Origin of the sequence: Psychromonas ossibalaenae ATCC BAA-1528, assembly GCF_000381745.1 — a bacterium.
GTDB classification, from domain to species: domain Bacteria; phylum Pseudomonadota; class Gammaproteobacteria; order Enterobacterales; family Psychromonadaceae; genus Psychromonas; species Psychromonas ossibalaenae.
The window spans coordinates 102,550-114,940 of the sequence record NZ_KB906972.1 but is presented as its reverse complement, the minus strand read 5'-3'; the positions used below and the strand labels follow the sequence as shown (position 1 = coordinate 114,940).

Annotated in this window: 9 protein-coding genes; 5 read left to right on the top strand and 4 right to left on the bottom strand. The window is 42.5% G+C overall.

Annotated features, from left to right (window positions below; all coding sequences use genetic code 11):
- Nucleotides 1-6: 6 nt before the first annotated feature.
- Nucleotides 7-1,332, bottom strand: coding sequence for a MipA/OmpV family protein (locus G327_RS0104840; protein WP_019613637.1), 1,326 nt, complete (start codon nt 1,330-1,332; stop codon nt 7-9).
- Between the two features lie 195 nt (nt 1,333-1,527).
- Here G327_RS0104840 and G327_RS0104835 point away from each other — a divergent pair, with 195 nt between their 5' ends.
- From G327_RS0104835 to G327_RS0104810, 5 genes are all read left to right on the top strand, one after another.
- Entirely contained in the window at nt 1,528-3,315 is a 1,788-nt protein-coding gene (locus tag G327_RS0104835; protein ID WP_019613636.1) for an assimilatory sulfite reductase (NADPH) flavoprotein subunit, read from the top strand.
- Nucleotides 3,315-5,003: an assimilatory sulfite reductase (NADPH) hemoprotein subunit gene (gene cysI, locus G327_RS0104830; protein ID WP_019613635.1), complete on the top strand. Its 1,689-nt coding sequence runs from the start codon at nt 3,315-3,317 to the stop codon at nt 5,001-5,003. Before G327_RS0104835 ends, cysI begins: the two co-directional genes overlap by 1 nt.
- Nucleotides 4,996-5,760 carry a phosphoadenylyl-sulfate reductase gene (locus G327_RS0104825; RefSeq protein WP_019613634.1) on the top strand — a complete coding sequence of 255 codons (765 nt, stop codon included), beginning with the start codon at nt 4,996-4,998 and terminating at the stop codon, nt 5,758-5,760. Before cysI ends, G327_RS0104825 begins: the two co-directional genes overlap by 8 nt.
- Before the next feature lie 150 nt (nt 5,761-5,910).
- The gene (locus G327_RS0104820; protein WP_019613633.1) at nt 5,911-6,528 is read left to right on the top strand and encodes a tetratricopeptide repeat protein; all 618 of its coding nucleotides are present in this window, start codon (nt 5,911-5,913) and stop codon (nt 6,526-6,528) included.
- 771 nt (nt 6,529-7,299) lie between these two features.
- The gene (locus G327_RS0104810) at nt 7,300-7,971 is read left to right on the top strand and encodes an oligogalacturonate-specific porin KdgM family protein (RefSeq protein WP_019613631.1); all 672 of its coding nucleotides are present in this window, start codon (nt 7,300-7,302) and stop codon (nt 7,969-7,971) included.
- 502 nt (nt 7,972-8,473) lie between these two features.
- On the opposite strand, the gene tuf is transcribed toward G327_RS0104810, so the two are convergent.
- From tuf to rpsG, 3 genes are all read right to left on the bottom strand, one after another.
- On the bottom strand, nt 8,474-9,658 hold the full coding sequence (gene tuf, locus G327_RS0104805; protein ID WP_019613630.1) for an elongation factor Tu: 1,185 nt from the start codon (nt 9,656-9,658) through the stop codon (nt 8,474-8,476).
- Between the two features lie 73 nt (nt 9,659-9,731).
- Complete coding sequence (gene fusA, locus G327_RS0104800) at nt 9,732-11,825, bottom strand: elongation factor G (protein ID WP_019613629.1); 2,094 nt, start codon at nt 11,823-11,825, stop codon at nt 9,732-9,734.
- Nucleotides 11,826-11,899: 74 nt separating this feature from the next.
- The gene (gene rpsG / locus G327_RS0104795; RefSeq protein WP_019613628.1) at nt 11,900-12,370 is read right to left on the bottom strand and encodes a 30S ribosomal protein S7; all 471 of its coding nucleotides are present in this window, start codon (nt 12,368-12,370) and stop codon (nt 11,900-11,902) included.
- Nucleotides 12,371-12,391 lie beyond the last annotated feature (21 nt).

The following is a 12,391-nucleotide window of genomic DNA, read 5'->3' as shown; positions in this document are numbered from 1 at the left end:
TATAAGCTAAAAATGCCACTGTAGATAAACCGTATTATAATTACTGCCGCCTTTAATACGTCCAAATAATGAGCTTGTTTCGAAAATAGCCGAACGATGATGAATCGCGTAACCTAACCATAATTTATCCATCGCCGGTTCATTAAACAGATCACCAAGATTTACATCCAAAGAAAAGTCTAGATAATTGAGCAGCTGACTGCCGTTATACTCCTTATTTTCCATCTCTGTTTTTTCTATATAAGTCAGATCAGACACATAGGATAAACCTTCCGCAAAACCAAAACGCCAGCGCGTCGGCCAGGTAAAGGTATAATAAGCTTTTATCGCGACGACATATTCACTAATCGGATCCTGGACCTCAGATTCAAGATGAAAAGCGTAGCCGCCGGTCAGATACAGTTCAATGGGTAAAGAGAATAAAGTTTCACTTAATGGAAAACCATAAAAAAGAGAAGTCAGACGATTATTATATTCATCTTTTTCACTGTTAAAGCGAATAATCTCACCTATATTTGAAGGCGTTGCCCAGCCGAATGACCAGCGCAGATAATGATTGTCCGGCAATGTTAACGGCTGAGGATTGCTTTTATCATTAAAAAAACCAAAACCTAGAAACAGATCCGCCTGAGTTGGCGAAGCGATTAACGGATTATGATAAGTATTATGACCTAAGCGGGTCAGATTCGCTTCGCCCATTAAATACAAATTACTGACAACATGATAACGAAGCTGTGTTCCTACTTTTAGATCATAATCACTTCCTATATCTTCAAGGCCCAGGCCGTAATAGGTATTATTAAATTCAGTGCTTTTATAACGAAAAGTAGTGCCTAAATCGATATCCCAGGATCCCGCTTTTAGCGCATAACGTAAATGATTGTTAAGATAAGTTCGTCCGTCATTGTCCGACATCAGTTCAATCTGCAGAGGAAAATTGGGGGCAAATAAATATTCAAACTGCAGCCCGAAATCAATTTTTGTGCCCTGAAATTCATTCTGATACTGTGCCGGAAAATCAAAATAACGATACCGCCCGAGAACACTAAAGTTATAATCATCCTGTTGATAAAAACGTAGGCCGCCGTACTCCCCGCGTAGATAAAGATGCTCACCTTCATAGAAAAGTTTCGGTACAAAGTCAGTAACCACATCATCATCAGTAACAAAAGGGATATGCGCATTACGCAGGCCGACAGCAATTCCCCATTCGTGGACGGGCAGCTGGTCAGCAGAGTTCACCTTCTTTACAAACTCCTGGCCGCCGGTTGTTTGCTCTTGAGCGCTGGATAACGATGAAAAAATGAATAAGAGCAGAAATAAGCTCTTCATAAAAGATCCTTTGTAGTAATAGTTATGAACCAGGGGTCAAAGATAGCACAACACCAGAAATAACGTGTTACGGCTGCCTTCTGCACATCTGCTTAAATTCCATTTGGTTATAAAGAAGCTAATTTTATTATTATCTTGTGATTTTCACAGCGCGTAATATCTAAGCATCTTTATGAAATAATGGAAAATACCTTTATGGCACTAAATAATCTTACGGCTTTAACCTCGCCTTTATCAGAGCTGCAGTTATCGCAGCTGCAGCAGGCGATGGCTGATTTTACTCCGGTGCAAACTGCGTGGGTTAGCGGTTATTTAGCAGGGGTAAGTCAGGCGCCGGCGACCGCACAAACAAGCGCAGGGCAAAGCCTGACAATATTATACGGCACGCAGACGGGTAACTGTAAAGGTGTTGCTGAGCAGCTGAGCACTGCTGCGGATGCTAAAGGCATTGCACACCGTGTTGTTTCTATGGCTGATTACAAAGTTAAAAGCATTAAAGATGAAAGTCATCTTATTATCGTTGCAAGTACCAATGGCGAAGGTGAAGCACCTGATGATGCCATTGATCTACATGAGTTTTTAGCAACGAAAAAAGCACCAAAATTAGAATCGTTACAGTTTGCGGTATTAGGCTTAGGCGATTCAAGCTACGAGTTTTTCTGCCAGACAGGTAAAGACTTTGAGCAGCGGATCAGCGCACTAGGAGCAACGATTGCCTTTGAGCGTTTAGACGCTGATGTCGATTACGATCAAGTCACCGGCCCTTGGATTGAAAGCGCGTTAATTGAAATTGAAAAAACATTAGAGACAGGTGGCGTTACAAACGCACCAGCAGTTTCTGCAGCAGCAACTGTTTCTGCAAACAAATATGATAAGCATAACCCATTCTCTGCAAGCCTGCTGGTTAGCCAAAAAATAACCGGAGACCACTCTGCTAAAGATGTACGTCATATCGAAATCGATTTAGAAGGTTCAGAGCTAACCTACACAGCGGGTGATGCACTGGGCGTCTGGTTTAAAAATGATGATCTTCTGGTTGCTCAAATCATCACTAAATTAAACCTTGATGCAGACGCTGAAGTAACAGTTGATGATAAAAAACTAACGTTAACCGATGCCTTAATTGAATGTTATGAATTAACGGGCACACACCCTGCATTTATTGAAGGTTATGCAAAATTAACTAACAATGCTGAATTATTAAAACTCAGCGAAGATAAAAACGCACTACGTGACTTTGCTAATAACAATCAAATTGTTGATGTGATTAGTGAAGCCGGTAATGATGCTGTAACTGTTGAAAACTTCCTTACGTTACTGCGTCGAATCAGCCCGCGTTTATACTCTATTGCTTCTAGCCAGACAGAAGTTGAGGAAGAGGTTCACCTCACAATTGGCTCTGTTTTGTTCGAAAGTGACCAGGGTGAAAAACGATCGGGTGGTGCATCTGGTTTCTTAAACCACCGACTGGCAGAAGGCGCTGAGGTAAAAGTATTTATCGAAGATAACCACAATTTCCGCTTACCTGCTAACTCAGAAACACCAATCATCATGGTTGGTCCAGGTACAGGTATCGCCCCGTTCCGTTCATTTATGCAGGAGCGTGAAGCGGCTGATGCTGCAGGCAAGAACTGGTTGTTATTTGGCGATCAGACTTTCAATGAAGATTTCTTATACCAGACAGAGTGGCAGTCACACCTAAAATCAGGCCTGTTAACCAAACTCGACCTTGCATTCTCACGTGACCAGGCACAAAAAATCTACGTGCAGGATCGTTTGAAAGAGAATGCAAATGAGGTTTACCAGTGGTTAGAAGATGGTGCACATTTCTATGTCTGTGGTGACGCAAACCGCATGGCAAAAGATGTACACACGGCACTAATTGAAATTATCAGCGAACAGGGTAACAAAAGCCTTGAAGACGCTGAACAAAAATTGAATGAACTGCGTAAAGCAAAACGCTACCAAAGGGATGTTTACTAATGAGCCAGAAATTACACGATAACGAACGCATTAAAATTAAAAGTAATTTTCTTCGCGGTAAATTAGTTGAAGGTATTAACGACACGACGACAGGTTCGTTTCCGCCCGATGAAGTGCAGCTGGTTAAATTCCATGGTTTATACCAGCAGGATGACCGTGACCGCCGTGCAGAACGTAAGAAACAGAAATTAGAGCCGTTATACTCTTTTCTTTTACGAGCACGTTTGCCGGGTGGAGTAGTAACACCACAGCAATGGTTAGAGATTGACCGGGTGGCTGAAGAGTTAACTGACGCAGGCAGCATTCGTATAACCACACGTCAAACGTTCCAATACCACGGTATTTTTAAACGTAACTTAAAATCAGTGTTCCAAGAGCTGAAATTTAAAGCCGACATCGATGCTATCTTCACCGCCGGTGACGTTAACCGTAATACCATTTGTACTTCAAACCCAGAGCAGTCAGAGTTACATACAGAGGTGTATGAGTTATCTAAACAGATCAGTGAGCACTTTTTACCAAAAAGCAATGCTTATGCTGAAATCTGGTTAGACGGTGAAAAAGTATTAGATACCGAAGAAGAGCCGATTTACCAGAATATTTTCTTACCGCGTAAATTTAAAATTGCTGTGGCATTGCCGCCGTACAATGATGTGGACATTCATGCGAACGATCTTAACTTTATTGCCATCATTGAAGATGACAAGATCATCGGTTACAACGTAGTAGTTGGTGCAGGTCTTGGCATGACGCACGGTGATAAAACTACTTTTCCGCGTTTAGGTGACGATTTTGGTTTTATTCCAGCAGACAAAGTAATTGAAGTGGCTGAAGCAGTAGTAACAACGCAACGTGACTTAGGCGGCCGTGTTAGCCGCTCACATGCTCGTACTAAATACACCTTAGAGACTCACGGTATTGAAACCTTTAAAAACGAGGTTGAAAAACGTTCAGGCATCACATTCGCAGCACCAGGTGCTTACGAATTTACTGAACGCGGCGACCGTATCGGCTGGGTTAAAGGTATCGATAACAAATGGCACTTAACTGTATTCATTGAAAATGGTCGTATCTTAGACTTTGAGAACAAACCGTTAAAGTCAGGTTTAAACAAAATTGCTAAAGTACACACAGGTACTTTCCGTATGACCGCTAACCAGAATTTAGTGATTGCAGAAATCGAAGAGTCTCAAAAAGAGACTATCGAAAAAATGGCGCGTGAGTGTGGTTTGATCGATGATGGAACAACTGACCAGCGTAAATACTCAATGGCCTGTGTAGCATTACCAACCTGCCCGTTAGCGATGGCTGAAGCAGAGCGCTACCTGCCGGCTTTAACCGATGATGTTGAAAGCTTATTAACTAAACACGGCATTGCTAAAGATAAGATTATCTTGCGTATTACCGGCTGTCCAAACGGCTGCGGCCGCTCAATGCTGGCTGAAATTGGTTTAATCGGTAAAGCACCAGGTCGATATAATCTGTATTTAGGCGGTAACACTAACGGTACACGTCTGCCTAAGATGTATAAAGAAAATATCGATGAAGTTACGATTGTTGAAACATTAGACGAGTTAATCGGCCGCTGGGCACTCGAGCGTAATCAAGATGAATGTTTTGGTGATTTCGCAATCCGTGCAGGTATTGTCTCTGAAGTGGTTATCGCTTCTAAGGATTTTCATGACTAAACCATTAGATCTGGAGCATCTGCTCACCCTGGATAAAGCGCAGCGTACAGAAGCTTTAGCAGAAGTTAATGCCCTGCTCGAGAAGAAAACAGCTTATGAACGGGTAGTCTGGGCTGTTGATAATCTTGAAAGTGAATTCGTTTTATCTTCAAGTTTTGGTATTCAAGCAGCAGTATGCCTGCATCTGATTACTCAGGTAAAGGCAGATACGCCGATTATCTTAACGGATACCGGTTACCTGTTTCCTGAAACCTATCAGTTTATTGATGATTTAACGGGGCAGTTAAACTTAAATCTTAAGATATACAGCGCACAGCAAAGTGCCTCGTGGCAGGAAGCCCGTTATGGAAAACTATGGGAGCAGGGAGTTGAAGGTTTAACACAATATAACCTGATCAATAAAGTTGAACCAATGAAACGCGCATTAAAAGAACTCAATGCAAAAACCTGGTTCTCCGGACTGCGCCGCTCACAGGCATCCAGCCGCGGTCAACTGCCGGTGCTGAGTATTCAAAACGGCTGTTTTAAATTTTTACCCATTATCGACTGGAGTAATAAAGAAGTTCACTATTACCTGAAAGACAACGGCCTTGAATATCATCCGTTGTGGGAGCAGGGTTATGTTTCCGTCGGAGATGTACAGACATCACGCCCGCTCGAAGTCGGTATGAGCGAAGAAGATACGCGTTTCTTTGGATTGAAACGTGAATGCGGGCTGCATGAAGATGAAACAGAAGATCAGGGCAGCGGTATTTAAAACAGCTTAAGGTTGAACAATCACTTTCCCGGCAAAGCCTTCATTTTATGAAGGCTTTTTTATTTGTAGTGAAACTAAACAATAAACATTAAGAATTTAACGCAGCTGCCGATAAGGGTTAAAGGACTTAATTTAACAGGTAATAAGACCATGAATAAGAGTATTATTATTCTACTGTTTTCACTGCTGCTCAGCACCAGCGCCGCGGCTGCTAATTTTGAAGTAATTCAGCTGTATTCTCAAGATGAGCTAAACAAGCTGATCAATATTAACCAGCATCTGCAGCGGGTCAAAGCAGATGAATGTCAGTTAGTCGAAGATATTGAAGCGCATGCAGTAAAAATTAAAGAGCCGTCATACACCTATTTATGGGGAGACATGCTTGCCTGGGGAGTTTGTGTAGACCGTAATGCATCACTGGGTATGCATTACATCAGGCTGGCCGCAAAACAAGGCCTGCTGGCGGCTATCGAACAGCTTGGCCGTTATTATGACAAGGGTATTCTAGTCGAAGAAGATAAATATCGTGCCGTCATTTATTACCGCGAGGCGGCGCTGCAGGGTTTTTTAAAAGCACAGCTTAACTACGTACGTCTGTTAATTAACGGCTACGGAAGCCCGATTGATTATGAAGATGCCTACCGAGTACTGTTTGTTAACATCATTCCCGACCCGAAAGTTCATCAACAGGCCAAAGACCTTCTTGCTCGCCTGGCTGAGAAGATGCCTGAGCATGTGGTCAAACGAGCTAGAAAAGAAGTTATTTAACGGCTTTAGTCCGCGTAAAATCGCGGACTGCAGCATCACACCTACTGTCAAAAATTACGCATGCTGTTTACCATATTCGACTAGCCTCTATGGGAATGACGCTTCATATTAATCTCAATCGTTTTTGGGTTTTGCCCGCTAAAAATGAGACGCACCTCTTATTTTAGAGGATAACTCTAGCAGCCCATCCCTGTAGATATGAAACTGAAATCTAATCATTTATAAATATTTTCTATACAGTTCGGCAACCAGAACAGACATAAGATCAGCAAGTACTGCGCAGCATAATAATACATTCCCGCTTATTTCTTCATATCAAAAAATAATGTGAGTTGATCAACTGTTTTAGCCGTTATCGTCTTTTAAACGGGTATTTTAAGGCTTATCCTGCGTTCTTTCGGCCAGACGAGACAGAATTATCCAGATGTTTATTAAAAAAGCAGCCAGTATTAGTGCCCTTCCGCGGTGTGTTCAGCACATTATATCCAATATTTTCCGCACAAAACAAAACGCTTTGTATTTTACAAAAAGATGACTAAAGACATCGTATTTGCCTGAACCAGCAGATCATAATGATATTGATAACTTCACACAAAACTTTATACTCAGTGAAAATAAAGCGGTATGGAAAAAACCGCAGGATGCTTAATTAATACCTTTTTAAAAAGGCTTCATGGAATTGAAACATCAATTAACAGCACCTCGCTAACATGGAGTAAGTGAAATTTATTGACAGGAATTTCTAAACTTTATTAAACAAGGTATAAAACTATGAAAAAACTTCCACTAGCTATCGCATGCGCAACTCTTCTAGCAGCTCCTTTAACAGCTTTTGCAGCAGGCTCATCTTATGTAACTGGTAACGTACAGTTCCACAGCACAGAAATGCACGGCTCTAGCGCGACTTCAACTTTAGAAGCGGGCCATACTTTCTCAACGGGAACAACTATTCTTACCGAGTTTGACGGCATTCAGGTTGGTGATTTAAAAACTGACGCCAACGCACCGACTTACATCACCTTAGGCCTTGAACAGTCTTACAGTGTTAATGACAACCTATGGGTTGCAGCAGGTTACCACCACCTGATTGCTAACGGCGAAAATGTACAATACCGTCCATTAGTTAAAATTGGCTACAACTTCGATAACGGTCTTTCTATCTCTAACCGTACACGCTGGCACTTAGATGCAACTGACGCTGTAGGTGCATCAGACGATACACGTATGGATAACGCCATTGCTTACGCATTCTCAGACTCGCCAGTTACCGTAAAATACAACAATGTCTACATGCTTGATGCAGAGTCTATGGATCACGAGTTCCGTGCAACTTGGACTCGCTCAGGTGTTCAACCATACATTGAGTACCGCAGCCAGGGTAACAATGTAGATAATCAAGATGCAAATAATGCACTAGTACTAGGTGCTTCTTACGGCTTCTAAGCTCGTTTAACAGCATTTAATTAAAAACCCTGAATGAGAGTTCATTTAGGGTTTTTTTTCGCCTGCAGAAAGCTGCAGAGCACTTACATCCAGTATTGCTTCGTTCTCAACACATATACCTTTTTGAACGACTTACAGTTATATACTTTCCTACAGGCATAAAAAAGAGAGCCTAAGCGATCGATTTTAATATTGTTTAACTATAAAGAGTAATTATTACTCGATGATAGTAGAAACAACACCAGCACCTACCCTGTTTACAGGTATAGCGCCACCTTCACGAATAGTGAAACATAAACCTTCACTTTCCTGCAGGCATAAAAAAAGAGAGCCTAAGCGCTCTTTTTTAATATTGTTTAACTATAAAGAGTAATTATTACTCGATGATAGTAAAAACTAGCACCTACGTCTTTACAGGTGTAACGCCACCTTCACTTTTTGCAAAGCAAAAAAAAGAGCGCCTAAGCGCTCTTTCTTGCATTGTTCTTATCTACGAATAATCTTATTCGATGATAGTAGAAACAACACCAGCACCTACAGTACGGCCACCTTCACGGATAGCGAAACGTAGACCTTCATCCATTGCGATTGGAGCGATTAGCTCAACAACGAATTTAAGGTTATCACCAGGCATTACCATTTCAACACCTTCTGGAAGCTCTACAGCACCAGTGATGTCAGTTGTACGGAAGTAGAACTGTGGACGGTAACCTTTGAAGAAAGGAGTGTGACGACCGCCTTCATCTTTGCTTAGTACGTATACTTCAGACTCAAATTTAGTATGAGGAGTAATTGAACCAGGCTTAGCTAGAACTTGACCACGTTCAACGTCTTCACGCTTAGTACCACGTAGAAGAACACCAACGTTCTCACCAGCACGACCTTCGTCAAGAAGTTTACGGAACATTTCTACACCAGTACATGTAGTTTTAACAGTTTCTTTAAGACCGATGATTTCGATTTCTTCACCAACTTTAATGATACCGCGCTCAACACGACCAGTTACAACAGTACCACGACCTGAAATTGAGAATACATCTTCAATTGGAAGGATGAATGGCTTGTCGATATCACGCTCTGGAAGCGGGATGTATGAATCTAGTGCATCAGCAAGTTCAACGATTTTCTCTTCCCACTCAGCTTCACCTTCAAGCGCTTTAAGAGCAGAACCCTGGATAACTGGTAGGTCATCACCTGGGAAATCATATTCAGAAAGAAGTTCACGAACTTCCATTTCTACTAGCTCAAGAAGCTCTTCATCATCAACCATGTCACATTTGTTCATGAACACAACTAAGTGTGGAACACCAACTTGGCGAGAAAGCAGGATGTGCTCACGAGTTTGAGGCATAGGGCCGTCTGTTGCAGCAACAACTAGGATACCACCATCCATTTGTGCAGCACCAGTGATCATGTTTTTAACGTAATCGGCGTGTCCTGGGCAATCTACGTGTGCGTAGTGACGAGTTTCTGTATCGTACTCAATGTGTGAAGTATTGATTGTGATACCACGATCACGTTCTTCAGGAGCGTTATCGATTTGTGCGAAATCTTTAACTTCACCACCGTGTACTTTAGTAAGTACAGCAGAGATTGCAGCTGTTAGAGTAGTTTTACCATGATCGACGTGGCCGATAGTACCAACGTTTACATGTGGTTTATTACGTTCAAATTTTTCTTTAGACACAGTGTGTACCTTCTTTATCAGTTAATACCTCTCCACATGCCATCACATGGAAAGGTGTAGTTTAATTTATTTTTTATTTAGCTTCAATAATTGCATTAGCAATTTTTTTCGGAGCATCAGCATATTCAGAGAATTCCATTGAATATGACGCGCGACCCTGTGTTGCAGAACGTAATGCGGTTGCATAACCGAACATTTCTGCAAGCGGTACTTTAGCATGCACGATTTTAACGCCGCCTGGGCCGTCGTCCATACCTTCAATCATACCGCGGCGACGGTTAAGGTCGCCGACAACATCACCCATCCAGTCTTCTGGAGTTGTCACTTCAACTTTCATCATCGGTTCAAGAATTGTCGCATCAGCTTTTAATGCGCCGTCTCTAAAACCTAACATCGCTGCAATTTTAAACGCCATTTCATTTGAGTCAACTTCATGGAATGAACCATCGAATAAAGTTGCTCTCACATCAAGCATCGGGTATCCGGCAAGCACACCCTGGTTCATTTGTTCCTCACAGCCTTTGCTAATCGCCGGGAAATATTCTTTGGGAATACGTCCGTCGCTAATTTGATTAACAAATTCAAAACCAGCACCTGCTTCAAGCGGCTCTAGTTTCAAGTGGACATGGCCGTACTGGCTTGGTCCTTCGCCTTGACGAATAAACTTACCTTCAATCTCAACCGTTTTACGGATGGTCTCGCGGTATGCTACCTGTGGGTTACCCACGTTACAGTTCACACTAAACTCACGACGCATGCGATCAACGATAATATCCAGGTGAAGTTCACCCATACCGGAAAGCAGTATCTGCCCGGACTCTTCATTCGTTTCAACACGGAATGAAGGATCTTCAGCAGCAAGTTTATCTAACGCGATAACCAGTTTATCTTGGTCGGCCTTAGTTCTAGGCTCAACCGCGATCTGGATCACCGGTTCAGGAAACTCCATGCGTTCAAGAATCACTTTATGATCAGGAGAACAAAGCGTATCACCCGTAGTAACATCTTTAAGGCCAATTGCAGCAGCGATATCGCCGGCGCGCACCTCTTTGATCTCTTTACGGTCATTGGCGTGCATCTGAACGATGCGGCCAAAACGTTCTTTCTTCATTTTCACTGAGTTATATACATGATCCCCTGAATTGACCACTCCTGAGTACACCCGCATAAATGTCAACGTACCAACAAACGGGTCCGTTGCAATTTTAAATGCAAGCGCTGCAAAGGGGGCGTCATCAGTAGCCGGACATTCAATCTCTTCTTCTTTTTCATTGATGCCTTTAATAGCAGCAACTTCAGTAGGAGAAGGAAGGAAGTCAATTACCGCATCCAGCACTGCCTGAACACCTTTATTTTTAAAGGCGCTGCCGCAGGTCGCTAATACGATTTCATTGTTTAACGTACGAATACGCAAACCAGCTTTGATTTCTTCTTCTGAAAGCTCACCTTCTTCAAGGTATTTTTCCATCAGTTCATCGTTTGCTTCAGCTGCTGTATCTACAAGTTCTTCGTGAAGTTCTTCAGCACGTTCCTGTAGGTCAGCCGGAATGTCGTAATATTCAAACGTCATCCCTTGATCTGTATCGTTCCAGTTGATCGCCTTCATTTTTATCAGGTCGATCACCCCTTTAAACTCTTCTTCTGCACCAATATTCAAATGAATCGGAACACAAGTCGCGCCTAAACGAGTATGGATCTGGTCAATCACAGCTTCAAAATCAGCACCTGTACGATCCATCTTATTAACAAAGACCAAACGCGGAACGTGGTACTTGTTAGCTTGACGCCATACAGTTTCTGATTGCGGTTCAACACCAGATGCGCCACAAAATACAACAACCGCACCATCTAATACACGCAGTGAACGTTCAACTTCAATAGTGAAGTCTACGTGTCCCGGTGTATCAATAATGTTAATGCGGTGCTGATCGTACTGACCCTGCATGCCTGACCAGAAAGTGGTAGTCGCAGCAGATGTGATAGTAATACCACGCTCCTGCTCCTGCTCCATCCAGTCCATTGTTGCTGCACCGTCATGCACCTCACCTATTTTGTGAGATAGACCTGTGTAGAACAATACACGCTCTGTCGTTGTTGTTTTACCCGCATCGACATGAGCAACAATACCGATATTACGGTAACGCTCAATGAGAGTTGTACGTGACAATTTGATGTCCTTTTAAATAAAGCCGAGCTTTATATCGAAACAAAAAAGCACAAGCACAAGCTTGTGCCAGAATTCTACCAGCGGTAGTGAGCAAACGCTTTGTTTGCGTCAGCCATACGGTGAACGTCTTCACGTTTCTTAACCGCAGAACCTTTATTATCTGCTGCATCAACTAGCTCACCAGCTAGACGTAATGCCATTGATTTTTCACCACGCTTACGTGATGCTTCAACTAACCAACGCATTGCTAAAGCATTACGACGAGAAGGACGAACTTCTACAGGAACCTGGTATGTTGAACCACCAACACGACGAGATTTAACTTCGACGCTTGGGCGTATGTTTTCAAGAGCTACTTCAAAAATGTCTAGTGCTTCTTTGTCGCTTTTTGCAGCGGCAACTTCAAGTGCACCATATACGATTTTTTCTGAAATAGATTTCTTACCGTCAACCATTACAACGTTAACGAATTTAGCTAGAATTTCCGATCCGAACTTAGGATCTGGAAGGATTTTACGAGTACCTACGACGCGTCTTCTTGGCATCTTATTTTCTCCGTGCGCTTC